The organism is Bradyrhizobium sp. Ai1a-2 (assembly GCF_000426245.1).
In the GTDB taxonomy this organism is placed as follows: domain Bacteria; phylum Pseudomonadota; class Alphaproteobacteria; order Rhizobiales; family Xanthobacteraceae; genus Bradyrhizobium.
Window position 1 is genome coordinate 21795 of the sequence record NZ_AUEZ01000013.1, and the last position, 24552, is coordinate 46346.

Sequence of the window (24552 nt, forward strand, 5' to 3'; positions counted from 1 at the left end):
TCAGCCTGGTATCAAGCAGTCCTTGCGCCTTCGACGACGCCGGTCGGCTCCTCGCTTAGCCAGCGATAGAGCACGCCCCCGAGCGCGCCGCCGATCAACGGTGCCACCCAGAACAGCCAGAGCTGCGCCAGCGCCCATCCGCCGACGAACAATGCCGGCCCGGTGCTGCGCGCCGGGTTCACCGAGGTGTTGGTGACGGGAATGCTGACCAGATGGATCAGCGTCAGCGCGAGCCCGATCGCAAGCGGTGCAAAGCCCGCGGGCGCCCTGCCATGGGTCGCGCCCATGATGATGAACAGGAACATCATCGTCATCACCACCTCGGTGATGAAGCCGGCCAGCAGACTGTACTGCCCGGGCGAATGCGCGTCATAGCCGTTGGAGGCGAAGCCCTTGGCGAGATCGAAGCCGGGCGCGCCGCTCGCGATCAGATAGAGCACTCCCGCGGCGACGATCGCGCCGACCACCTGCGCGATTATGTAGGGCAGGATCTGGCCAGCGGGAAAACGTCCGCCAGCGGCAAGACCGACGGTGACGGCTGGATTGAGATGGCAGCCGGAGATATGGCCGATCGCATAGGCCATGGTGACGACGCTCAATCCGAACGCCAGCGACACGCCGACCAGGCCGATCCCGACTTGCGGAAAGCCGGCGGCGATCACGGCGCTGCCGCATCCCGTAAATGTGAGCCAGAAAGTGCCGATCGCCTCGGCGGCATATTTTTGCGTCTCCATACCAGTTCTCCCGTTATTTTGTTGCCCAGAGCCGGCAAAGTTGCGGTCGCGGCCAAGCATTTGGCGTCGAATCACCCCAATCAGGGCCGCTAGGTGGCAATTTCGTCCTATTTCGTGGCTTTACTTGGCCCTCGCCTCTGCTTCACGGGTGGACATTTGCGATTTTGTCTGATACATGCGCGCGCCTAGGGTTAAAGGTCTGGCCTTTTTTGCCGACCTTGGCTTTGCCAGATCTCCGAACCGATCAATCTAAAAGAGGATGCCGCGTGCAGGTTCTCGTCCGCGATAACAATGTCGACCAAGCCTTGAAGGCGCTCAAAAAGAAGATGCAGCGCGAAGGCATTTTCCGCGAGATGAAGCTCCGCGGTCACTATGAGAAGCCTTCCGAGAAGAAGGCCCGCGAGAAGGCCGAAGCCGTGCGCCGCGCCCGCAAGTTGGCGCGCAAGAAGCTGCAGCGCGAAGGCCTGTTGCCGATGAAGCCGAAGCCGGTGTTCGGCGCCGGCGCTGGTGGTGACCGCGGCGCTGGTGGACGTGGCGGCCCGGGCGCTGGACGCGGTCCGCGCTGATCGCACCTTCGTAAGGTCGGAAATGAGAACGCGGGCCTGAGCGGTCCGCGTTTTGCGTTTTGGCCGGTGCAATTTGCACCGTGGCCGGCTACGAATACGGAATTGCAGACGCGATCATTTCCATTACGCGAGCAGTTCCGTTGATGGTGTTTCCGGCATCCCGCCCTGGAGCTTTGCCTCTTCCGCGCATGATGGCGCGGCCTGCGATCCTGCTTGCCGTCGCAGTTGGCATCCCCCTTGGAATCCCCTTGGGCGGCTGCTCGTTCGATCTCGGATCATTGGGGTCGGGCAACGACAAGCCCAAGCAGGCCGCCACCGAAAAGCCGACCGGCAGCGTCAGTCCTCAGAACGTCAGCGACGCCAAGGAGCACGCGGCGCGGGGCCAGGAGTTCGCGCGATCCTTCAAGACCGAACAGGCGCTCGCCGAATTCGAACAGGCGCTCGGGCTCGATCCCTACAACACACAGGCACTCTACGGCCGCGGCCTGATCTATCAGGGCCAGAACCAGCACGAGCAGGCGATCGAGGATTTCACCGCGGCCAGCGGCCTGGCGCCGCAGCGCGTCGAGCCGTTGCTGGCGCGCGCCAACAGTTATCTCGCGCTCAACAAGGCCAAGGAAGCGACTGCCGATCTTGACGAAGCGGTGCAGGCCGATCCGAACAGCGCCCAAGCCTGGACGGTGCGCGGCGAGGCCTATGAAAGGCTAGGCGACAAGAGCAAGGCGGCGGCTTCATACAATCGCGCGGTGGCATTGCGGCCCAGAGACGACGCCGCCCGCAGCGGCCTCGCGCGCACCGGCGGTTAAGAGAGACGCACTCTCTCGCCGTCGTCCCGGGCAAGCCTGGTTATGGGTCCCGCTTTAGCGGGGACAACATCGTGTTTGCGGAGGCGAGGTGATTATGCCGTTACACCCTTCAAATCAGCTATTTCGGCAGGACCGCGTGGAATACCGACTTGGCCGCTGACAGCATGTCATCGCCGATTGTCGGGCGCTCCTTGGCTGGCTCCGCCGCTGCTGCGTCGGCACGCAGATCCAGCGGGGGACGCGACATCGGAATCTCGGCCGGCGGTGTCGGACGGTTCGGATCGTCGGTCACGCCTGCGGCATAAGGAGGCCGCGGCTGGGAGGTCTCGCTTGGCGGCGTCGAGACCATGATCGGCGGCGGCAACGGCCGCACCACCGATGGTGTGGTCGCCACCCGAGGCGCTTCCGGTGCGCGCGCCGCCTCTGGCGAACGAGCGCCGCCGTCGGTGATGCCGCGCAACCGCTCGATCGCGGCGCGCGCAAGGTCGTTGGCGTCACGATGCTCGTCAGCCGCAGCTTCGGCTGGCGGCGAGGCGGGCGCAGTCGTGGCGGGCACGGTAACGGGCTGCTGCACTGGCGCCGGCGTCACCTTGGCGACGGCCTTTTCACGCGGCCCGGGCTGATGGCGACGGGGCGGCTCGGCGGGCGGAATGCTTGCGGTCTCGGCCGGCGCTTCGGCAGGTTTGCTCTCGCTCGCCTTCTCTGCCGGCTTCTCGGTCACCGTAGCTTTCTCGGACGCCGTGCGCTCCATCAGCGTGCGCTCGGACATACCCTTGGCCTTTACGCCAGCTTCGGGGAGATTGGAGGCTTCGGCAGGAGGCTTTTCGACGGGCTTGCTCGCCACGGCTGCCTTCGGCTTGGCGGTCGAAACAGCGGCGGCCGCGGGCGCCTCCGGCTTGGCTACGATGTAGTGGTTAACGATGTACGCCCCGATGACCGTCGCAGCCACCGAGGGAAAGATATCGACGACAAATTTCGTCAGGTATTTCAGCATTGCCAACCACTCCCCGCCGCGCCGTTAGATGCGGGAACTTTGAGGCACATTGAGGGATCAACTGCGACGGATCAATGGCAACCGGCCGGTTCCGGCGATCACGGATGCTTACGGCTTGAGTTCAATCTCGAGGAAAACGATCTCCGTAGAGGTTTCGTTAAGCACGTCGTGCTCCACCCCCGCCTTCCGGAAGTACGATTTGCCGACGCCGAGCTGTGCCTTCGACCGCTCGCCGCTGGGCGCCACGATGGTCATCTCGCCCGCGGTCACCGGCACGATCACATAGTCCATCTCGTGGATATGACGCCCGGTCGCGCTGCCCGGCGCCAGCCGCCACTCCGTGACGCGGACCTCGGGGGTGTCGACCTGGACGTCGGATTTGGCGGAAAGCATCGTCATTGTCTCCCTATGGCACGAATTCCAGGAACAGGAATACGGCAAATACCACCAGATGCACCAAGCCGAACAGGATGTTGGTGCGGCCGGTGCCGAAGGTCAGCATGCTCAGCAGGAAGGTCAAGAACAACAGCACCGTGCCCTGGGCGCTGAGCCCGAGTACAAGTTCCTTGTCCAGCAGATAGGTGGCGAGGCCGACCGCCGGGATCGTCAACCCGATCGTGGCAAGCGATGAGCCGAGCGCAAGATTGATGCTCTTCTGCAAATCATTGTTGCGGGCGGCCGCAGCCGCGGCAACGCCCTCCGGCATGAGGATGAGAAGCGCAACCACGAGGCCTGCGAAGGCCGGCGGCGCACCGATCATCGCCGCGGTGGCATCGATGACGAGCGAGAATTTCTTTGACAGCAGCACGACGGCGAGAAGGGAAACCAGGAGCAAGGGAATGCTGAGCGCCAGCACTGCGCCCGACGACTTCTTCGGCGCCTCAGCATCATCTGCGGACTCGACCACGAAGTAATCGCGGTGCCGCATGGTCTGGATGTAGAGAAAGACGCCGTAGAGGGCGAGCGTGACCACGTCGACAAAGCCCAGTTGCGTGGCCGAATAGGACGGTCCCGGAGTCGCCAACGTATAATTTGGCATGATCAGCGTTATCGTCGCCAACACGAACAACACGCTGAGATAAAGGTTGGCACCCGAAACCTGGAAATCCTGCTCGCGGTAATGCAATCCACCAATGAAGATGCACAGCCCGACCAGGCCGTTGCAAACGATCATCACGACTGCGAACACGGTGTCACGGGCCAGGGCCGGCTGCGGCTTGTCACCCAGCATGATCGTGGTGATCAGCGCCACTTCAATGATCGTCACCGCAAGCGTCAGCACCAATGTGCCGAAAGGTTCTCCCACTTCTTCGGCGATCACCTCCGCGTGATGAACGGCGGCGAACACGGTGCCGAACAGGATGGCCAGCAGGATCGCGGCGAGCAGCCATCCGCTGAGAGATGGGGTAAACACCCAACCGACGCCTGTCGCCGCGGCGAACAGCCCGATCGCCAGCGCGGGGAAAATCCATGCCGTATGCGGCATCGGACCGTGTGCGCTCATGAACTCCCCTTCCGCTGCTCGAGCTTCGGCTCTGATTGAATCAGAACCGAAGCTCCAGGTTCTCGTTTTGACGCGTTTTCTTGACGCGAACCGGTGTCCACTTCGCTCGAAAACGCTCCTGGAAGAGCTCCAACATACGGTACTCAGTGAACGCTGAGAACAGGGGCGATCGGTAGAAAGGTGAGAAGCAGGAACAGTGGTATCAACACTGCACTGGCCCACACAAGATAGCCGAAGAAGCCCGGCATCTGGATGCCGCGTTCGCGGGCAATCGCCGCAACCATGAAATTCGGCGCGTTTCCGATATAGGTCAGCGCGCCCATGTAGACGGCCCCCATGGAGATCGCAGCCAGCGTCCCCGACAATTCACCCATCAATCGCTGCGGATCGCCGCCGGCAAGCTCGAAGAACAGCAGGTAGGTCGGCGCATTGTCGAGGAACGCCGACATCATGCCGGTGAACCAGAAATACGGGACCTCGCGCGGCGCGCCGTTCGGCTCGGTGACGGCCGACAACAGCCACGCGAAGGAGCCCTCGGGTCCGGCATTGAGCATCGCAATCACCGGAATGATCGCGGTGAAAATAGCGGCGAACAGCTTGGCAACTTCCCGGATCGGCTCCCAGCTAAAGCCGTTGGCCTCGCGATGTTCGTCCGGAGTGAGCCAGAGCGACAGCCCCGCGATTACCACCATGAGCGCGTCCCGCACCAGATTCTGCAGCTCGAGTTTTGTCCCCAGAACATCAAAGACGATGCCGGGCCGCCAGATCGCCGACATCAAGATGCTGGCGATGGCGATGGCGATCAGCGGCACGTTCAGGACGCCGCGGATCCTGATCGGCTCGGAAGCTTCGGAAGCTCTCGGCATGGGCTCGCGACGAGAACGCCAGAAGTCCAGCGCGATAAAGATCAGGAGCAGCAGCCCCGCAACGATTGTGGTCTGCAGCCAGAGATTCCGCGCCGGCCAGAAGAAGTCGACGCCGTGCAGGAAGCCGACGAGCAACGGCGGGTCGCCGAGCGGGCTGAGCGCTCCACCGACATTGGCGACCAGAATGATGAAGAAGACGATGACATGGGCGTGGTGCGGCCGCGCCAGATTGGCGCGGATCAGCGGGCGGATCAGGATCATCGCGGCGCCCGTGGTACCGACGATGCTCGCCATCGCGGTGCCGAGCGCAAGAATGGCGGTGTTGGTCCACAGCGTGCCCTTCAAGTCCCCGCTCACCACGATGCCGCCCGCCACGGTATAGAGCGTGAACAGGAACACCATGAAGCTGAGATATTCGCCGAGCATCGCATGCACGAAGCTCGTGAGCATGGGCCCGCTCCCGGCAAACCACGCCAGCGAAGCAAGGGTAAGTATCGACCACGCTGCGGCGATCTTGCCGTAGTGATGGTGCCAGAACTTTGGAAACAGCAGCGGCCCGAGCGCAATCGACAGCAACAGGCCGGCGAAAGGCAGCGCAAACGGCCATTGCATCGCCGCACCGTCAAGCCCGGTCGCGGCGTGCGCGTGCTGCGGCAGGATGACCAGCATCAATGCCGCGACCAAGAGGCCCCACACTTTCGATCCGTGCCTATGAGCCGCCAATGAACTGCCTTGCCGCTTCGATCGCGCCATAGTCGTCCAGATTGTCATGCCCGCCGCCGGGAAAACGGACAAGCTGTTTCGGCTCGCGGGCCAGCGCGAACAGCCGCTCGCCGAAGATGATCGGAATCACGGGATCGTCGGTGCCGTGCATGACGAGCAGCGGAGCCTTGACGTGCGCAATGCGCTCGTCGGAGCGAAACTGATCGCGCATCAGCCAACGCACCGGCACCAGCGGGAACGCCGCACCAGCAATGTCGACCGCCGAGGTATAGGGCGCCTCCAGGATCAACTTGCCGATCGGTTGTTCGGAGGCCAGCGCGACCGCAACGCCGGTGCCGAGCGAAAATCCCCAGGCGACGATTCGTTCCGCGGCATAGTGCGCCGTGGTGAAGGCGTAAGCTGCCGCAGCGTCCTGCAGGATGCCGCGCTCGCTCGGATATCCGCTCGAACCGGCGTAAGCGCGGTAGGAGAGCGCAACCAGGCCGGTACCGTCAGACGTCATGGCGCGGAAACGGCTGACTCGTCCGGCGAGAAAATCGCCATTGCCGGGAAAGAACAGAATTACGGGGTGGCCGGGCTTTGCCGGCACGTGCCAGACGATGACCCTCTCGCCATCGCCGGTAGTGAGCACATGTTCTTCGGCTTCAGGAAAGCCGGCCGCTTGCGGTGAAGTTCGCTCCCGCGTCGGAATCGGAAACAGCATCGCGCGCTGCTTGAAGAACAGCAGCGCGAGCGCTCCGAGATAGCCGACGGCAGCGAGGATCAGGAGCCATTTCAGGACGAGCATCGCTGCCCGCAAACGGCCTCACATCGCCTTGACGATACTCTCGGTCACCTTCTTGGCATCGCCGAGCAGCATCATGGTGTTGTCGCGATAGAACAGCGGATTGTCGATGCCGGCATAGCCCGAGGCAAGCGAGCGCTTGATGAACATCACCGTGCCGGCCTTCCAGACCTGCAGCACCGGCATGCCGTAGATCGGTGAGGTCTTATCCTCTTCGGCGGCCGGGTTGGTGACATCGTTGGCGCCGATCACGAAGGCAACGTCGGCCTGGGCGAATTCGGAGTTGATGTCCTCCAGTTCGAACACCTCGTCGTAGGGCACGTTGGCTTCGGCCAGCAGCACGTTCATATGGCCGGGCATGCGGCCCGCGACCGGGTGGATCGCGTACTTCACCTCGACGCCTTCCTTCTTGAGGATGTCGGCCATTTCGCGCAGCGCGTGCTGGGCCTGCGCCACCGCCATGCCGTAGCCGGGCACGATGATGACCTTCGAGGCGTTCTTCATGATGAAGGCGGCATCATCGGCAGAACCGAGCTTGGCCGGCTTCTGCTCGCCGGTTCCGCCGCCCGCCGCCGCCGTCTCGCCGCCGAAGCCACCGAGGATGACCGAGATGAAGGACCGGTTCATCGCGTGGCACATGATGTAGGACAGGATCGCGCCGGAGGAGCCGACCAGCGCGCCGGTGATGATCAGCGCCGAATTGCCGAGCGTGAAGCCGATGCCCGCCGCGGCCCAGCCGGAATAGGAGTTCAGCATCGAGATCACGACCGGCATGTCGGCGCCGCCGATCGGGATGATCATGAGTACGCCGAGCGCCAGCGCAATGATGGTGATCAGCCAGAAGTCGACCGCGCTGCCCGACAACACGAGGCCGACGATGAAGAACACCAGCGCCAGGGCGAGCGCGATGTTGATGAGGTGGCGGAACGGCAGGATGATCGGCGCCCCGCTCATCCGCGCCGAGAGTTTCAGGAACGCGATCACCGAGCCGGTGAAGGTCAGCGCGCCGATGGCGACGCCGAGCGACATCTCGATCAGGCTCTGGGTGTGGATGTTGCCGGGCGTGCCGATGTCGAACGCCTCGGGCGCATAGAATGCGCCGGCGGCGACCAGCACTGCGGCCATGCCGACCAGCGAGTGGAACGCGGCGACCAGTTCGGGCATCGAGGTCATCGGCACCCGCCGCGCGATGACGGCGCCGACGGAACCGCCAATGGCGACACCGAGCACGACCAGCAGCCAGGCGACGCCGTCCGCCGGCGGATGACTCGCGAGCGTGGTGGCGATCGCGATCGCCATGCCGATCATGCCGAACAGGTTGCCCTGGCGCGAGGTGGCGGGGCTGGACAGCCCCCTCAGCGACAGGATGAACAGCACACCTGCCACGAGATACAACAATGCAGAGAGATTGGCGTTCATCTCAGGTCCCCGTTTGCCTCTTCCCCGAGGTGGCGCTTACTTGGCTTTCTTCTTGTACATCGCCAGCATGCGCTGGGTGACAAGGAAGCCGCCGAAGATGTTCACGCAGGCGAAGATCAGCGCGATGAAGCCGAAGCCGCGCGCCCAGCCCGAACCGCTCGAGATCATGCCGACGCCGACCGCGAGCAGCGCGCCGACCACGATCACCGAGGAGATCGCGTTGGTGACGCTCATCAGCGGCGTATGCAGCGCGGGGGTCACCGACCACACCACGAAATAGCCGACGAACACGGCAAGCACGAAAATGGAAAGCCGGAACACGAAGGGATCGACGGCCTGCGCGATATGCTCCATGGCTTCTCTCCTTAAGCTTTCGGCTGGAAGTTCGGATGGATGACTGCGCCATCCTTGGTCAGCGCGGTGGCTTTCACCAGTTCGTCATCCCAATTGACGGCAAGCGCCTTGTTCGCCTTGTCGACCAGCGTCTCGATGAAGGCGAGCAGGTTTCGGGCATAGAGACCCGAGGCGGAGGCCGCGACACGGCCGGCGACATTGGTGTAGCCGACGATCTTGATGCCATCGATGTCGACGACCTCACCCGCCTTCGCGCCCTCGACATTGCCGCCGCGTTCCACGGCGAGATCGACCAGCACCGAACCGGGCCGCATCGACTTGACCATGTCCGAGGAGACGAGCCTGGGCGCCGGGCGACCGGGGATCAGCGCCGTCGTGATCACGACGTCCTGCTTCTTGATGTGCTCGGCGGTGAGCGCGGCCTGCTTGTCCTGGTACTCCTTGGACATTTCCTTGGCGTAGCCGCCCGCGGTCTGCGCGTTCTTGAACTCCTCGTCCTCGACCGCGAGGAATTTGGCGCCAAGGCTCTCCACCTGCTCTTTCGTCGCCGGACGCACGTCGGTCGCGGTGACGATGGCCCCTAACCGGCGCGCGGTCGCGATCGCCTGCAGGCCGGCGACGCCGACGCCCATCACGAACACTTTCGCGGCCGGAACCGTGCCGGCCGCGGTCATCATCATCGGAAAGGCGCGGCCGAAGGCTTCGGCGCCCTCGATCACCGCACGATAGCCGGCGAGGTTCGCCTGCGAGGACAAGACGTCCATCACCTGCGCGCGGGTGATGCGCGGCATCAATTCCATCGCAAAGGCCGAAATGCCGGCATCCGCCATCGTTTTCAGCGCAGCATCATTGCCGTAGGGATCCATGATGGCGATGACGAGCGCGCCGCGCTTGTATTTGGAGAGCTCGGACGCCTCCGGCCGCTTCACCTTGATGACGATGTCGGCATCCTTCACCGCATCCGCGCTGACCGTGGCGCCCACAGCGGTGAATTCCGAATCCGGCAAGCCCGACTTGATGCCGGCGCCCGGCTCAACCGCGACCTCGACGCCGAGCGCCTTGAATTTCTTGATGGTGTCGGGGGACGCGGCGACCCGCGGCTCGGACGGGTCGATTTCCTTGGCAACGGCAATCTTCATAAGGCCTCCGGCGGCGCGGGACAGCGCACGCAAGCAAACTTAGCGTTACTCCCGCAACGTTGGATACCGGTTTTGGGACCGGTTTGAATGCATTTTTTGTGAGCGCCGCCGGGATTGGCGGCGCGGCCGGCGAGGATCAGACCAGAAAGAAGGCCATCAGGATGAGGATGGTGGCGACAGCCGCCGTGCCGTATTTGACCAGCATGATGAAGCCTTCATAGGTCCGCTCATGCTCGATGTAGTCGTTGCCGTCGGCGGTGGTGTAAGCCACCTCGCTATGGTCTGCCATCCTTGTCCCCAGTCATAAAGTCTAATTCTGCCGTGCCATAGCGCAAACCGGATGACAGGGCAACGCCACCTTGCCTATCGCCTCATTCGGAAGGCCAATTATCCCGGATCCAGCGGGTGAGGCCATCTTCGTCGACCTCGCCTGAGGCGAGGTCGACGATCATGGCAGCGGCCTCGGCCTCCGGCACATCGAAATCGATGTCGTTGACGCCGAGGAACGTGTACAGCGCAAGCAGCGAGGTACGCGTATTGCCGTCAACAAATGGATGGTTATGCGCAATGCCGAACGCATAGGCTGCCGCCAAGTCGGCCAGTTCGGCGTGCTCGTACGACCATTTGTTTCTTCGCCGGTCCAGTGCAGACTCCAGCATGCCTTCGTCCCGCAGGCCGCCTGCCCCGCCATGGATCGCGAGTTGTTCGTCGTGGATCGCTTCGATCATTTGGCGGGTGAGCCAGAACGGCTCACTCATTTGGCAAGTTCCGCCAGCGCGTTGTGATAGCGCTTCATGCCGCGCCGCGCGATTTCCATCGCCTTCTCGAAATCCGGATCGTGTGGCGTGAGCCGGAACCCGCCGTCGGGGGTCAGGGTCGCGTAAAGTTTGTCGCCGACGCTGACCTGCATGCGCGCCATCACATCCTTAGGCAGAATGATGCCGGAAGAATTGCCGATTTTCTTGATTTCCACCGTGGCGATCACTTGGCCGCGGGGATCAGGCGCAATCTTCGACTGGTCGTTCATGCTACGGCTCCGTTATACGAACTGTATAACACGTCTTCGCATGCCGTTCAACAAATGTTTTACACCCTGACCCTTCAGCCCATCACCTCGAGCTCGTCGATCATGCCCGAGATCACCGACAGGCCGCCGTCCCAGAATTTCGGGTCCTTGGCGTCGAGGCCGAACGGCCTGAGCAGCTCGGAATAGTGCTTGGTTCCGCCGGCTGCGAGCATGTCGAGATAGCGTTCCGCAAAGCCATCGGCGGCATGCTCGTAGACCGCGTAGAGCGAGTTCACCAGGCAGTCGCCGAACGCATAGGCGTAGACGTAGAACGGCGAATGGATGAAATGCGGGATGTACATCCAGAAATTCTCGTAGCCGGGCTTGATTTCGATCGCCGGCCCCAGGCTCTCGGTCTGCACGGAAAGCCAGATCTGGCCGATCCGCTCGGCGGTCAGTTCGCCGTTCTTGCGCTCGGTGTGCACCGCACGCTCGAACGAATAGAACGCGATCTGCCGCACCACGGTATTGATCATGTCCTCGACCTTGCCGGCGAGCAGCGCCTGGCGCTGCTTGACGCTCTTGGTCTCGGAGAGCAGGCGCTTGAACGTCAGCATCTCCCCGAACACGCTCGCGGTCTCCGCAAGCGTCAGGGGCGTCGGCGCCATCAGGGGGCCGTTCTTTGCCGCCAGCACCTGATGCACGCCGTGGCCGAGCTCATGGGCGAGCGTCATCACGTCGCGTGGCTTGCCCTGGTAATTCATCAGCACGTAAGGGTGTGCCGACGGCGTGGTCGGATGCGAGAAGGCGCCCGGCGCCTTGCCCGGCCTGACCGGCGCATCGATCCAGCGGTCGGTGAAGAAGCGCTCGGCGATCGCGGCCATGTCGGTGGAAAAGCCGCGATAGGCTGACAGCACCATGCTGCGCGCCTCCGGCCAGGCAATCGTGCCGGTCGCGGCAAAGGGCAGCGGCGCATTGCGGTCCCAATGCGGCAGCTTCTTCTTTTTGAACCAGCCCGCCTTGAGCCGGTAGTAGCGGTACGACAGTTTCGGATAGGCGGCACGCACGGACGCGACCAGCGCATCCACCACCTCGCGCTCGACGCGGTTGTTGAGATGGCGGGAATCCGCGACATCCTGGAAGCCGCGCCAGCGGTCGGAAATCTCCTTGTCCTTGGCGAGCGTGTTGGTGACCAGCGCGAAGGTGCGCTCGTTGGCCTTGAAGGTTTTCGCCAGCGCCTCCGCCGCCGCCTTGCGCTTTACGCCATCGCGGTCCTGTAGGAAGTTGAGCGTCGGCTCGATGGCGAGCTCCTTGCCGCCGACCTTGAAACGCAGACCGGCGATGGTCTGGTCGAACAGCCGGTTCCAGGCAGCATAGCCGCTCTGCGACTTCTCGTGGAAAAGCTGCTCGATGCGATCCTCGAGTTGATATGGCTTCTCCTTGCGCAGATCCTCGATCCACGGCCGGTAGTACGCGAGGTCTTCCGCCTGCATCGCACGCTCGATCACATCATCGTCAATGCGGTTGAGCTCGAGCGCGAAGAACAGAAGGTGGGTCGAGGCCGCCGTCAGGCGCTCTGAAACATCGCCGTAAAATTTCGTGATCGCGGGATCGACGCTGTCGCCGGCATGGACGAGGCCGGCAAAGGAGCCCAGCCGGCCGGCGAGATCGTCGATCGCTTCATAGCGTCGCACCGCGTCCGCGAGCCACTTTCCGCCATCTTCCCGCGCCGTATGTTCCGCGAGCTTGCCCTTGTAGTCGGTCTCAAACGCGACGCAATCTGCATCCATCTTCGCAAGGTCGCGCGCGACCTCTGGCGCGTCGATGCCGGAATAGAGATCGGCGAGATTCCATTCCGGCAACTTGCCGGTTTTACCCGCGGCCTTCTTCGCGGCGGGCTTGTTTGCAGCGGATTTGGCGGCGGCCGGCTTGCGTTGCGTTGGTTTACGGAGAGCGGAGGAGCGCGAGGTCATCTTGGTCAAAGCCTGTGTTCAATCGGAGATGAGGCGGCGAAATGTGCGGGGGTCGGCAACGTTTAAGAGGGCGTTAATCGGCTTCGGCGAGAGTGCCCCGATTCGAGACAAATAAGCGTAACGCCCGGGGAAAACCATGGTCGCCACCATTTTGATTGCCGATGATGACGCAGTACAGCGCCGTCTAGTTGAAAACATGGTGCAAAAATGCGGCTACCAGCCCCTCGTTGTCGATAGCGGCGACGATGCCATCGCCGCACTCACTGCCCAGGAAAACCAGACCATCGATGCGGTCGTGCTCGACCTCGTGATGCCTGGCCTCGACGGCTTGGGCGTGCTCGCAAAGATTCGTGACGCTGGTTTGAACGTCCCCGTCATCGTGCAGACCGCGCATGGCGGCATCGACAACGTGGTCTCGGCGATGCGCGCCGGCGCCCAGGATTTCGTCGTCAAGCCGGTCGGTTTCGAGCGGCTGCAGGTATCCCTGCGCAACGCGCTCAACACTTCTGCACTCAAGGGTGAATTGCAGCGCATCCGCCACAGCCGCGAGGGACGGCTCACTTTCTCCGACGTCATCACCCGCAGCGAAGCCATGACAAGCGTGCTGCGCACCGCGCAAAAGGCCGCCTCATCAGCCATACCGGTGTTGATCGAAGGCGAATCCGGCGTCGGCAAGGAATTGTTCGCCCGCGCCATCCACGGCAGCAGCGAGCGCAAGTCGAAGCCGTTCGTCGCGGTGAACTGCGGCGCGATCCCCGATAATCTCGTGGAATCGATCCTGTTCGGCCATGAGAAGGGCGCCTTCACTGGCGCCACCGAACGCCACATGGGCAAGTTCGTCGAAGCCCATGGCGGCACGCTCTTCCTCGACGAGGTCGGCGAACTGCCGCTGACCGCGCAGGTGAAGCTGTTGCGCGCGCTGCAGGAGGGCACGGTGGAAGCCGTCGGCGGCCGCAAGCCGGTGAAGGTCGACGTCCGCATCATCTCCGCCACCAACCGCAAATTGCTCGAGCTGGTGAAGGCCGGCCAATTCCGCGAGGATCTGTTCTACCGCCTGCACGTCTTGCCGCTGACGATTCCGCCGCTGCGGCAGCGGCGCGAAGACATTCCGCATCTGCTGCGGCACTTCCTCGCGCGCTTCAACGCCGAGGAAAACCGCAACATCAGCGGCATCAGCGGCGAGGCAATGGCGCATCTTTCGCAGCTCGACTGGCCCGGCAATATCCGCCAGCTCGAGAACACGGTGTATCGCGCGGTGGTCATGAGCGATGGCGACCAGCTTGGTCTCGCCGATTTCCCGCAGGTCGCGGCGCATCCGCTTGCCGACCCGACCCCGGCCCATGGCGAGCCGCTGATCGTCGCCCCGTCCACGGCGCCTGCAATGGTGTCGGGTAATGACATACCAATCGCGCCACTGCCTGCCGCCGGCAATCTCTCGATGCTGACGAGCAGCGGCGACGTGCGGCCACTGGAAGAGATGGAAAACGAGATCATCCGCTTCGCGCTCTCGCATTATCGCGGGCAGATGTCGGAAGTCGCGCGCCGCCTGAAGATCGGCCGCTCGACGCTCTACCGCAAGATCGACGAGGCCGCGGCCGATGACGCTGCCGACGGCGCCGGCGGCACCAATTGAGCCGATCGGCGTTTATGCCAAGGAGCGGATCTTCGGTCGTAGCTCTGGTGGTGGGTTGGCAGGCTCGGTCCGGAACCTATTGAACCGTGGCTTGGCGGTGACAGACAAACGGGGTGCCGCGTGGCAAGAATCGCGCAAGATCGAGTGCAAGTGGTTGATCAAGGTCAGTTTGTCGTGAGTTGCCCCGCATGGCGCTGGCTGCATGAAGGGGGCGTATGTAACGTCTGCGTTGATTTGTTGCGTGCAGGCGTACGGCGTTTCGATCGAGTGAGGCCGGCGCTTCCGCGCAAGCTTAGGACATGATCCGGGAAGATCATGCCCGAATGAATCGAGCCTGATGACGGCGACGAAGTGTCATCATGCTCCAGGACCATGATGTGAGAACTGTCCCAATGCCGGGGCAGTTCGCCCCAGGGGGGAGTGACGATGCGTGACTGTTCGAAAGGCCGTACCGGATTCGACCGCGTGCTGATGGCCGTCGCCGCGACATTCCTGACGGTCTCCGCGACCTCAGCACTGGCCCAGTCGGACGCACCGCGCCCCAGTGCTGCAGAACTCGCGATCGATGCCGCGATCCCGCGCCCCGAGCCTGCCAACGTGCCGCCGCCGACCGCGGCCGACATCAAGCCGGACACCACCGCCTCTGTGCCGGATGCGGCCAAGAACGCCGTCACGCCGAGTGAATCCGCCACCAAGACCGCGGAGCCCAGGATTGAGCCCAAGCCGGCCGATGTCGTCACTGCGCCCGCCGCCGAGCCGAAGCCGGGCGATGTGGCGAAAGACGCGAATGACACACCGAGGGAGCCGGTCAAGAACGACACCGCCACGGTGACGCCGCCCGCCGCGCCTGCTCCTGTGACCGCCACTGCTCCGGCTCCCGCCGCAGCGCCTGCTGCCGAGCCCGCCAAGGAGCCGGTCAAGGCTGCGAGCAACGTGCCGGCGGAAGATCAGCCTGTTGCCGACAAGCTTCGCGAGATGCTGGCCAGCAAGACGCTGCGCATCTTCGAGCGCAAGAACGAGCGCGCCGCGATCGAGAAGTTCTACTCCGCGCGCGACTACGCGCCGGTGTTCACCCAAGGCGGCAGGCCGACGGCAACCGCCAAGGGCGTGGTCGCCCGGCTCAAGGACGCCGCCTCCGATGGCCTCAATCCGGAAGACTATCCGGTGCCGGAGTTTGCATCGGCCTCTTCCTCGCCCGAGGCGCTGGCGGATGCCGAGCTGAAGCTCACCGCCAGCATGCTGGATTACGCGCGCCAGGCGCAGAGCGGCCGGATGCACTGGTCGCAGGTCTCGGCCGACGTCCTTTATCCCGAGCACCCGATCGATCCGTCGGAAGTCCTCGCCAACGTGACCGGCGCAAAGGACGCTTCCGCCGCGCTCGACAGCTACAACCCGCCGCACAAGCTTTACCACGAGCTCAAGGCCAAGCTCGCCGAGCTGCGCGGCCAGGGCAATGGCCCGGTGATCCAGATCGAGGAAGGGCCGACGCTGGTCTACAAGCCCGGCACCAAGAAGCAGCCGGGAGTGGCGCCGGACGATCCGCGCGTGCCGCAGCTCCGCGCGAAGCTCGGCGTCAGCGAGAATCCGGACGACACGCGCTACGACGCCAAGGTCGCCGAGGCCGTGCGCAAATTCCAGCAGGGCGCCGAGCTGAAGCCCACCGGCGTGCTCGACGATCGTACCGTGAAGGCGATCAACAGCCCGAAGCGCGACAGGCAGATCGACACCATCATCGTCAACATGGAGCGGTGGCGCTGGCTGCCGCGTCAGCTTGGCGCGGCTTCTCTCGGCAACGCCTATGTCATCCTCAACATCCCCGACTACACGCTGAGGGTGATGCAGAACGGTGCGCCGGTCTGGACCACGCGCGTCGTGACCGGCAAGCCGGGGCAGCACGCCACGCCGCTTCTGACCGAGACGATGAAGTACATCACGGTCAATCCGACCTGGAACGTACCGCCGTCGATCATCTACAACGAGTATCTGCCGGCGCTGCAGCAGGATCCCACCGTGCTGCAGCGGATGGGCCTGCGACTCGAATACGGCCGCGACGGCTCGATTCACATCTCGCAGCCGCCGGGTGAAGCGAACGCGCTCGGACGCATCCGTTTCAACTTCCCGAACAAGTTCCTGGTCTATCAGCACGACACGCCGGACAAGAACCTGTTCGGCAAGGAGGATCGCGCCTTCAGCCATGGCTGCATGCGCGTGCAGAACCCGGACCAGTACGCTTCCGTGCTGCTCAACATCACGATGACGGACGAGCATTGGACGCCGGAGCGTGTGCGCAGCATGTATGGCTCGAGCGAGGTCGACCTGAAATTCCCGACCCCGATCCCGGTCAACATCACCTACCAGACCGCGTTCGTGGACGATGCCGGCAAGTTGCAATTCCGGAAGGACGTCTATGGCCGCGATGGCGCCATGCTGACGCTGTTGAAGAACAACCGCGGCAAGGATCTCGAATCAGTGGTGGCGCATGCGCAGCCGAACTATTCGCGCCCGAGCCGCAACAACCTGCCGCCCGGCGTCAGCATCGCCAGCGAGAACACCAATTCCGGCATGAACTTCTTCGAACGCCTGTTCGGCGGCGGCCCGCCTGTGCCGCCCGCTCCGATTGGGCGCGGACAACCCCAGTCGCGCCGGGTGTTCACCTGGTAATCCACCGCTCCCGAAACGCGCTAAATTTTATAGCAAAATCAACGATCCCGCCCACCCGGCGGGATCGATTACATTAACCATTCTTCATCTAGCGCGGATGGCGGCTCTTTTTCGCCACAGTCAACGGTTTAGGTTAAACCCAACTTGGGAAACGGGATGGTAAATCTCGGTTAACCGTCCCGCTTTAAAGAATGCGTTCACGCCTTTCGCCGGGGTCTGCGAAAGAAAGGTCGAACGCTCGACGACTGGGTGGGCTCATCCGTGCTGGCTGTCCGCGCACGCCACTATAAACTGCTGTCGCTCCCGAAAGCCGGATGTCAGGTCGGGCTGACGTCGCTATTGCTGCTGGCTGGCGCCGGCTCGGTCCACGACGCCGCGGCGCTGAACGAGACCCGCACCCTCTCCTTCCACCACACCCATTCCAACGAAGACCTCACCATCACCTTCAAGCGCGACGGCCGCTACGACGAAGACGCGCTGAAGAAGCTCAATCATTTCCTCCGCGACTGGCGCACCCAGGACGAGACCACCATGGATCGTCGGCTCTTCGACATCCTCTGGGAAGTCTACCGCGACGTCGACGGCAGGCAGCCGATCAACATCGTCTCCTCCTACCGCTCTCCCGCGACTAATGCCATGCTCCGCCGCCGCTCCTCCGGGGTGGCGCGCTTCAGCCAGCACATGCTGGGGCATGCGATGGATTTCTACATTCCCGGCGTGCCGCTCGAGCAGATCCGCTATGCAGGCCTGCGCCTACAGCGTGGCGGTGTCGGTTTCTATCCGACCTCCGGCTCGCCTTTTGTCCACCTCGACACCGGGTCGATTCGCCACTGGCCGCGCATGACGCACGACCAGTTGGCGAGGGTGTTCCCGGACGGCCGCACCGTCCATGTCCCCTCGGACGGCAACCCGTTGAGGGGATATGAGCTTGCCCGCGCCGATATCGAGCGGCGCGGCAATGGCGATGGTTCCTCGTCCGGTGGCAACAAGATCGGCGGCTTCCTGACCGCGCTGTTCACGGGCAAGCCGGCTGCCGGCAGTGACGAGGACGATGAGGGCGCAGCGCCCGCTGCCGCCGAGAAGCCCGCGACCGTCATGGCTTCCGCCAAGTCTGTAGATTCCAGGTCGGCCGACCCCGTGCCGATGCCGCGCGCAAAGCCGCAATTCGCCTCGGCCATACAGCTCGCGGCCGCCGACGCCCAGATCATCCCGGCGGCAAAGGCCAAGGCGGCCGAACCGGCAGCTGCCGGGAAGTCCGAGCCGAAGCCTGAGACGCCTGCCGACATCATCAATGCCCGCGGCTTCTGGGGCGACGATCTTCCGGCAGCGAAACAGGCAACAGCCGCGCAGATCGCCGCGCTCAAGGCGCGCGAGGCGGTCGGCGCCGCCGATCCGCAGGCCACTGCCAGCGTGTCGGAGAATTTCAACAAGGCGCTCGCCTATGCCCCGGCGACGAGCTCGTCGGTTGACCGCGCCAACATCATCGCCGCCTCCGCCCCGGTCCCGCGCACCGTCCGTCCGACACGGAATGCAGGCGCCGTCGCGAGCGAGATCAACACGGTGGTCGCCAAGGGCGCGCAAGGTCAGGGCAGCATGATCTCGACCTCGACACGCATCTCCGCCGCCAAGGGCAATGATCTCTGGATGCGCGTGGTGATGCTCGCGCCGAGCGCCAGCAGCGCCATGCTGACCACCGTGCTCGGCGATACCGACATGACCCTGATGCGCGCTCATTTCGTCAAGCCGCCGGCCGCGATCAACATGACCTTCTCGAATGATCCGATGATGGGCATGAGCTGCGACACCTTCAGCGGCTCCGCCACCGCGACGCTGCCGACGACCTCGTTCGTCGTCCGCACCGCCGCGCTGCGCTAAACTTGCCTCCACATATCCGATGTCATTCCCCGCGAACGCGGGGACCCGTAGCCACGAGTGCGCGTTGTTGGAGCCCGCTGTGGCCCCAGCTTTACCGAACATAGAGATCGGTGGTTATGGGTCCCGGGTCGCGCTTCGCTTGCCCGGGACGGCAAGAGCGTTCCGGCCGGATCAGCGCCTCAGATCATCCCCAGCGCTTGCATGTAGGTCTCGATGATCGTCTCTTGCTCCTGACGCTCGTTCGGGTCCTGCTTGCGCAGGCGCACGATCGTGCGCAGGGCTTTGACGTCGTATCCGTTGCCCTTGCTCTCGGCATAGACGTCGCGGATGTCGTCCGAGATGGCTTTTTTCTCTTCTTCCAGCCGCTCGATGCGCTCGATGATGGACTTCAGCTGGTCCTTTGCGAATCGGGTCGCGGGCTCTTCTTTGACGGCGGCAGAGGTGGCCATCGGGTACTCCTGAAATGAAACTGGTGATGAGTGTCTTGTTGAGGTGTTTCGGCGTATGCGCTGCTCACGCATCGCGTTTCGAAAATGACCCTCAAGTTTGGGACGCCTCCCGTCAAGGAAACGTCGCGCTCATCCACAGCGCGCCCACAGGAGATGCTGGCGTTACCCGCAACCACCGTCATTCCGGGGCGATGCGCAGCATTGAACCCGGAATGACGGAATGCATATGCGTCAATGCCCCGGATGCGCCTTCTTCATCGCGGCCAGTTGCTCCGGCGTGGCTTTGCCCTGGTACTTGGCCTTCCACTCCTCATACGGCATGCCGTAGACCGCCTCGCGGCTCTCATCCTTGCTGATCGCGACGCCCTGGGCATCGGCCTCTTCCTTCATCCAGTTGGAGAGGCAATTCCGGCAGAATCCGGCAAGGTTCATCAGGTCGATGTTCTGGACGTCGGTGCGATCCTGCAGATGCTGCACCAGGCGCCGGAAAACGGCGGCTTCCAGCTCGGTTTTGGTCTTGTCGTCGATGGTCATGGCCGTCATCCCGGTTTGTCGTTCCCAGCATATTGATATCAAGTGGGATTCGTCACAGATTTTGCCATATAGCTGCGCAAAACAGCATGAAATCGGGTGGGACCGGCGGTTTTCGATGGCAGAAGTCCGCCTGCCTTCCGTTGACAGGCGCCGCCGGGCCACGCGAAATCGTCAATGATTCGGTGTAGCTTGGCCTCATGATCGTGCTGGATTCCCTTCCCCTCCCCCCTCGTCTGCTTGCCGGTCTTCTGCCCGTGCTGGCGCTTGCGGCGGCGTGCCTGTGGACCAGTCCTGCGGCGGCCGATTTCCGGCTCTGCAACAATACCGCCAGCCGGGTCGGCATCGCGCTCGGCTACAAGGACGCCGAGGGCTGGACCACCGAGGGCTGGTGGAACATCTCCTCGCGCTCCTGCGAGACGCTGCTGCGGGGCAATCTGGTCGCGCGCTATTATTACATCTATGCCCTCGATTATGACCGCGGCGGCGAATGGTCGGGCCAGGCCTTCATGTGCTCGCGCGACAAGGAATTCACCATCCGAGGCACCGAGAATTGCCTGGCGCGCGGCTATGACCGCACCGGCTTCTTCGAGGTCGACACCGGGGAGCAACGGGCGTGGACCGTGCAACTGACGGAAGCCAACGAACAGCCGGCACAGAAGGTGCCGGGAATGCCGGGCGGAGTCGCACCGGGGACACCCGCGGTGCCAGGCCTCCCCAATCCACCGGGCGGAACGCCTCCGGGCGCGTCAGGTCTACCCCCAGCCGCACCACCCGGAAGCAAGCAATGAGAAGACTGCGTCGGATCAAGATCCTCGCGACCTTGGGTCCCGCCTCCTCCGACAGCGCAATGATCCGCAAGCTGTTCGAGGCCGGCGCCGACCTCTTTCGCATCAACATGAGCCACACCCCGCATGACAAGATGCGGGAGCTCGTCAAGACCATCCGCAATGTCGAGTCCAGCTACGGCCGGCCGATCGGCATCCTGGTCGACCTGCAGGGCCCCAAGCTTCGGCTCGGCGCCTTCGCCGAAGGCGCGGTGCAGCTCAACAACGGCCAGAGCTTCGTGCTCGATTCCGACAAGACGCCGGGCGACAACACCCGCGTCAACCTCCCGCATCCGGAAATCCTGGCAGCGCTGCGGCCGGGCCACGCACTGCTCCTTGACGACGGCAAGGTGCGGCTGATTGCGGAAGAGACCTCGCCCGACCGCGCGGTGACTCGCGTCGTGATCGGCGGCAAGATGTCGGACCGCAAGGGCGTCAGCCTGCCCGATACCGACTTGCCGGTCTCGGCGATGACGCCGAAGGACCGCGTCGATCTCGAGGCCGCGCTGACGACGGGCATCGACTGGATCGCATTATCCTTCGTACAGCGCGCCGAGGACGTCCACGAGGCCAAGAAGATGATCCGCGGCCGCGCCGCCGTGATTGCCAAGATCGAGAAGCCGCAGGCGATTGACCGGCTTGCCGACATCATCGAGGCATCCGATGCGCTGATGGTCGCGCGCGGCGATCTCGGCGTCGAGCTGCCGCTGGAGCGCGTGCCGAGCCTGCAGAAGCAGATGACGCGGATGGCGCGCCGCGCCGGCAAGCCGGTGGTGGTCGCAACCCAGATGCTGGAATCGATGATCCAGGCGCCGGTGCCGACCCGCGCCGAGGTCTCCGACGTCGCCACCGCCGTCTATGAAGGCGCGGACGCGATCATGCTCTCGGCTGAATCCGCGGCCGGCAAATATCCGGTGGAAGCGGTCACCACCATGAACCGCATCGGCGAGGAGGTCGAGCGCGACCCGACCTATCGCGGCGTGCTCAACGCGCAGCGCGCCGAGCCGGAGCAGACGGTGGGCGATGCGATCGCGGATGCCGCGCGCCAGATCGCCGAGACGCTCGACCTGTCGGCGATCATCTGCTGGACCTCATCAGGCTCGACCGCGATCCGCGTCGCGCGCGAACGGCCGAAAGTGCCGGTCGTTGCGATCACGCCGAACCTTGCGACCGGCCGCAAGCTCTCCGTGGTGTGGGGCGTGCACTGCGTCGTCGCCGAGGATGCGCGCGACCAGGACGACATGGTCGACCGCGCGAACTCCATCGCATTCAGGGACGGCTTTGCCCGCGCCGGCCAGCGCGTGATCATCGTCGCCGGCGTCCCGCTCGGCATCCCCGGCACCACCAACATGGTCCGCATCGCCTCCGTCGCGCCCCAAGGCAGCACGGAGAAGTAGGCGGCCAACCGAACCTTCGCCGTCGTCCCGGGCTTGACCGGGGACGACAGCGGAGCGGGACGATACAGCGGGAGGTGTCGCCTACGCCCCCACCAGCGCCTTCGCCGGCGTGGTGGCCTGCACCACGAGACCGCGGGCGCGGGCGTCCATGACGCCGACGGCGCGCAATGCGAGCAGCGTCACCGTTTGCACGGCATCGCGCAGCCTGGCGGGATCGTCGAGATTGTCGGGCGCGAGCGGGCCTACCAGCGATTCATGCAATGCACCGAGCAGCGCGGTGGCGGCGAGCGCAGTGTCCTGCGCCGGCAGATGGCCGGCGCGTACCGCGGCATCGATTCGGGCGGCAAGTTCGCCGGCGATCTCGCGCCGGCTGGCAAGCCGCGAGGCGGTGACGTCGACATCGACAGGCTCGGCCAGGATGCCCCAGGCGAGCTTGCGCTGCGACAGCACATGGACGGCAACCGTGGTGACCGCGGCGGCCAGCGCCGAAGACGGTCCGGGCGCGGCATCGGCCGCCCGGCGAATCGCGGCGAGTTCGTCGCGCGAAACCTCGGCAATCAGTTCGGAGATCAGGTCGGCCTTGGACGGGAAATAGCGGTAGACGGTCCCGGCCGCGACATGGGCGCGGACCGCGACCGGGGCGATCTGCACCGCGGCCATGCCGCCATCCGCCGCCGCCTCGCGCGCCGCTGCCAGAATGGCGCTACGCCGGGCGGCCAGCCGCTTTACCACTTGATGGGTTCGCCGATAAACCATGGCACGGTTCCGTCCCCAGGGCCTCGCCGGCTCGGGATCAGCCGAACGAGACTTCACTGTTTTGGGCGATCGAGCGCAGATCGCTGCAAAAGCTGAACACCTATTCAGGGCGTCTGGCAAGACGGATTTGCGACGGCTGGAATGCACAAAAAGAAGGGGTTAGCCGTAGCGCCGGGAGCCCTTGGTTATCCCAGCTCAACGCGCCGCCGTTCTGGTATTCGATCACGCGGGTCTCGAAGAAATTCTTCTCTTTCTTCAAGTCCATCGCCTCCGACATCCAGGGAAACATTGCCTGGCAGGACCCAAGTCAATTCCCGGTCTGCAATTCGCCGAACCGCTCCCAGCTTTTGCCGTTAAAGCGCATGAACTGCATCTGGTCGACCGGAACGTGATCGGTCGGCGAAGTGTTGATCTTGATGCCCGGCAGCAGCATTGGCAATTGCAGGTCCTTGATTGAAAACGCTTGCCGCAGAATGTTCTCGGTCGAGAGGTCGTCGCCGCAGGCTTTCAGCACCGCTTCGAGCGCCATCGCGCTGTTGTAGGCGTTGACGTAGTTGGTGTCGTGCTGATCGGCCTCCGGAATATATTTGCTCATGAACTCGCGCCAGCCCTTCACGCCGGCATCGTCCTTCCAGGCGGGATCATCAGGGTCTTTCACATATGCGGTCGAGAGGATGCCGGTGCCTGCCTCGACGCCCGCAGGCTCCATCACGGTCGAGATCCACACCGCCACGTTCGACAGGAAGGTCATCGGCCGCCAGCCAATCTCATATGATTTGCGGATCGCCTGCGCCGCGAATTTTGGCGTGGCCGCGATCACGAACACGTCTGCGCCGGAGGCCTTCAGTTTGACGATCTGCGAGTCGATCGTCGGATCGGCGATCTCGTAGGTCGCAGCGGTTACGACGGCATCGTATTTCTCGCCAAGCACGTCCTTGAGCCCCGCAAGATAGTCGCGGCCGAAATCGTCGTTCTGCGAGATCACGGCAAACTTTGCGCTTGGATTCTTCGCAAGCGCATAGCGCGCGTAAAGACGCGCCTCGTAGCGGAACGGCGCCTGCACGCCCATCGTCGCCTGCGGATATTGCGCGATGTCAGCGAATTTCGAGGCGCCCGATGCCAGGAAGAGCTGCGGGATGTTCTTGCTCTGCAGGTATTTTGCGATCGCGGTGTTGTGTGCGGTGCCGATCGAGGAGAAGATCAGCACGACCTCGTCGCTCTCGACCAGCCGCCGCGTCTGCTCCACCGTCTTCGGCGGCTGATAGCTGTCATCCAGCGAAATCAGGTTGACCTTGCGTCCGTTGATGCCGCCGCGCTCATTCAGCATCTTGAAATAGCCGACCTCGCCCTTGCCGAGCGCCCCGAATGCCGACACGGGACCGCTGTAGGGCATGGTCTGACCGATCCGGATTTCTGCTGCGGTAACGCCACGCATCTCGGCGGACGTCGAAGTGGCGGGCAATAGCAGGAAAGAAACGGCGCCAAGCGCGCCGAACGCCTTCGCCAAATGCATTGGCTACCCTCCCCATTGTATTTTTCGCCGCGCTTCTAGAGG

The 24552-nt window shown here is 63.8% G+C and carries 26 protein-coding genes; 8 read left to right on the top strand and 18 right to left on the bottom strand.

Going from position 1 to position 24552, the window contains the following annotated elements:
- Positions 1-11 precede the first annotated feature (11 nt).
- Positions 12-734, bottom strand: a complete 723-nt coding sequence (gene aqpZ / locus K288_RS0111595) for an aquaporin Z (RefSeq protein ID WP_027579706.1) — start codon at positions 732-734, stop codon at positions 12-14.
- Positions 735-1000: 266 nt separating this feature from the next.
- Between aqpZ and rpsU the strand changes: the two genes are divergently transcribed.
- Complete coding sequence (gene rpsU, locus K288_RS0111600; protein WP_027579707.1) at positions 1001-1300, top strand: 30S ribosomal protein S21; 300 nt, start codon at positions 1001-1003, stop codon at positions 1298-1300.
- Positions 1301-1491: 191 nt separating this feature from the next.
- Entirely contained in the window at positions 1492-2106 is a 615-nt protein-coding gene (locus K288_RS0111605) for a tetratricopeptide repeat protein (RefSeq protein WP_152535489.1), read from the top strand.
- Between the two features lie 118 nt (positions 2107-2224).
- Here the strand turns inward: K288_RS0111605 and K288_RS0111610 are convergent, their stop codons facing one another.
- The 12 genes from K288_RS0111610 to K288_RS0111670 all read right to left on the bottom strand — a co-directional run bounded on the left by K288_RS0111610 (position 2225) and on the right by K288_RS0111670 (position 12868).
- A complete protein-coding gene (locus K288_RS0111610; protein ID WP_027579709.1) occupies positions 2225-3100 on the bottom strand; it encodes a hypothetical protein in 876 nt (291 codons plus the stop codon).
- Between the two features lie 108 nt (positions 3101-3208).
- Positions 3209-3493 (bottom strand): cupin domain-containing protein, encoded by a 285-nt coding sequence (locus tag K288_RS0111615; RefSeq protein WP_027579710.1) that lies wholly within the window; start codon positions 3491-3493, stop codon positions 3209-3211.
- A gap of 13 nt (positions 3494-3506) precedes the next feature.
- Positions 3507-4604 carry an ionic transporter y4hA gene (locus tag K288_RS0111620; RefSeq protein WP_027579711.1) on the bottom strand — a complete coding sequence of 366 codons (1098 nt, stop codon included), beginning with the start codon at positions 4602-4604 and terminating at the stop codon, positions 3507-3509.
- Between the two features lie 143 nt (positions 4605-4747).
- Positions 4748-6139, bottom strand: coding sequence for a sodium:proton antiporter (locus K288_RS0111630; protein ID WP_244443132.1), 1392 nt, complete (start codon positions 6137-6139; stop codon positions 4748-4750).
- Positions 6140-6179: 40 nt separating this feature from the next.
- A complete protein-coding gene (locus K288_RS0111635; RefSeq protein WP_027579713.1) occupies positions 6180-6980 on the bottom strand; it encodes an alpha/beta hydrolase in 801 nt (266 codons plus the stop codon).
- An 18-nt stretch (positions 6981-6998) separates the two neighbouring features.
- Positions 6999-8396 (bottom strand): NAD(P)(+) transhydrogenase (Re/Si-specific) subunit beta, encoded by a 1398-nt coding sequence (locus K288_RS0111640; RefSeq protein WP_027579714.1) that lies wholly within the window; start codon positions 8394-8396, stop codon positions 6999-7001.
- Between the two features lie 36 nt (positions 8397-8432).
- Complete coding sequence (locus tag K288_RS0111645) at positions 8433-8750, bottom strand: proton-translocating transhydrogenase family protein (RefSeq protein ID WP_027579715.1); 318 nt, start codon at positions 8748-8750, stop codon at positions 8433-8435.
- A gap of 11 nt (positions 8751-8761) precedes the next feature.
- Positions 8762-9889 carry a Re/Si-specific NAD(P)(+) transhydrogenase subunit alpha gene (locus tag K288_RS0111650; protein ID WP_027579716.1) on the bottom strand — a complete coding sequence of 376 codons (1128 nt, stop codon included), beginning with the start codon at positions 9887-9889 and terminating at the stop codon, positions 8762-8764.
- 136 nt (positions 9890-10025) lie between these two features.
- Positions 10026-10178, bottom strand: coding sequence for an aa3-type cytochrome c oxidase subunit IV (locus K288_RS0111655; RefSeq protein WP_027579717.1), 153 nt, complete (start codon positions 10176-10178; stop codon positions 10026-10028).
- An 82-nt stretch (positions 10179-10260) separates the two neighbouring features.
- Complete coding sequence (locus tag K288_RS0111660; RefSeq protein ID WP_027579718.1) at positions 10261-10647, bottom strand: type II toxin-antitoxin system death-on-curing family toxin; 387 nt, start codon at positions 10645-10647, stop codon at positions 10261-10263.
- On the bottom strand, positions 10644-10916 hold the full coding sequence (locus K288_RS0111665; RefSeq protein WP_051334478.1) for an AbrB/MazE/SpoVT family DNA-binding domain-containing protein: 273 nt from the start codon (positions 10914-10916) through the stop codon (positions 10644-10646). The genes K288_RS0111660 and K288_RS0111665 overlap by 4 nt, the downstream gene beginning before the upstream one ends.
- Before the next feature lie 74 nt (positions 10917-10990).
- The gene (locus tag K288_RS0111670; RefSeq protein ID WP_027579720.1) at positions 10991-12868 is read right to left on the bottom strand and encodes a M3 family oligoendopeptidase; all 1878 of its coding nucleotides are present in this window, start codon (positions 12866-12868) and stop codon (positions 10991-10993) included.
- A 136-nt stretch (positions 12869-13004) separates the two neighbouring features.
- Between K288_RS0111670 and K288_RS0111675 the strand changes: the two genes are divergently transcribed.
- The 4 genes from K288_RS0111675 to K288_RS0111690 all read left to right on the top strand — a co-directional run bounded on the left by K288_RS0111675 (position 13005) and on the right by K288_RS0111690 (position 19037).
- Positions 13005-14501 (top strand): sigma-54 dependent transcriptional regulator, encoded by a 1497-nt coding sequence (locus K288_RS0111675; protein WP_027579721.1) that lies wholly within the window; start codon positions 13005-13007, stop codon positions 14499-14501.
- Complete coding sequence (locus K288_RS0111680) at positions 14467-14679, top strand: hypothetical protein (protein ID WP_027579722.1); 213 nt, start codon at positions 14467-14469, stop codon at positions 14677-14679. Before K288_RS0111675 ends, K288_RS0111680 begins: the two co-directional genes overlap by 35 nt.
- 248 nt (positions 14680-14927) lie before the next feature.
- The gene (locus K288_RS0111685; protein ID WP_027579723.1) at positions 14928-17162 is read left to right on the top strand and encodes a L,D-transpeptidase family protein; all 2235 of its coding nucleotides are present in this window, start codon (positions 14928-14930) and stop codon (positions 17160-17162) included.
- A gap of 261 nt (positions 17163-17423) precedes the next feature.
- Positions 17424-19037 carry a DUF882 domain-containing protein gene (locus K288_RS0111690; RefSeq protein ID WP_244443128.1) on the top strand — a complete coding sequence of 538 codons (1614 nt, stop codon included), beginning with the start codon at positions 17424-17426 and terminating at the stop codon, positions 19035-19037.
- Between the two features lie 179 nt (positions 19038-19216).
- Here the strand turns inward: K288_RS0111690 and K288_RS0111695 are convergent, their stop codons facing one another.
- A complete protein-coding gene (locus K288_RS0111695) occupies positions 19217-19486 on the bottom strand; it encodes a DUF2312 domain-containing protein (protein ID WP_027579725.1) in 270 nt (89 codons plus the stop codon).
- Between the two features lie 231 nt (positions 19487-19717).
- Positions 19718-20020 carry a DUF1244 domain-containing protein gene (locus K288_RS0111700; RefSeq protein WP_027579726.1) on the bottom strand — a complete coding sequence of 101 codons (303 nt, stop codon included), beginning with the start codon at positions 20018-20020 and terminating at the stop codon, positions 19718-19720.
- Between the two features lie 197 nt (positions 20021-20217).
- Here K288_RS0111700 and K288_RS0111705 point away from each other — a divergent pair, with 197 nt between their 5' ends.
- Positions 20218-20808 carry a DUF1036 domain-containing protein gene (locus K288_RS0111705; protein ID WP_201449664.1) on the top strand — a complete coding sequence of 197 codons (591 nt, stop codon included), beginning with the start codon at positions 20218-20220 and terminating at the stop codon, positions 20806-20808.
- Positions 20805-22241, top strand: a complete 1437-nt coding sequence (pyk, locus tag K288_RS0111710) for a pyruvate kinase (RefSeq protein ID WP_027579728.1) — start codon at positions 20805-20807, stop codon at positions 22239-22241. The genes K288_RS0111705 and pyk overlap by 4 nt, the downstream gene beginning before the upstream one ends.
- 81 nt (positions 22242-22322) lie before the next feature.
- On the opposite strand, the gene K288_RS0111715 is transcribed toward pyk, so the two are convergent.
- The 3 genes from K288_RS0111715 to K288_RS0111725 all read right to left on the bottom strand — a co-directional run bounded on the left by K288_RS0111715 (position 22323) and on the right by K288_RS0111725 (position 24510).
- Positions 22323-22997 (bottom strand): TetR/AcrR family transcriptional regulator, encoded by a 675-nt coding sequence (locus K288_RS0111715; RefSeq protein WP_027579729.1) that lies wholly within the window; start codon positions 22995-22997, stop codon positions 22323-22325.
- A gap of 100 nt (positions 22998-23097) precedes the next feature.
- Positions 23098-23256, bottom strand: a complete 159-nt coding sequence (locus K288_RS0111720; protein ID WP_201449669.1) for a hypothetical protein — start codon at positions 23254-23256, stop codon at positions 23098-23100.
- Positions 23257-23304: 48 nt separating this feature from the next.
- Positions 23305-24510: an ABC transporter substrate-binding protein gene (locus K288_RS0111725; protein ID WP_027579731.1), complete on the bottom strand. Its 1206-nt coding sequence runs from the start codon at positions 24508-24510 to the stop codon at positions 23305-23307.
- Positions 24511-24552 lie beyond the last annotated feature (42 nt).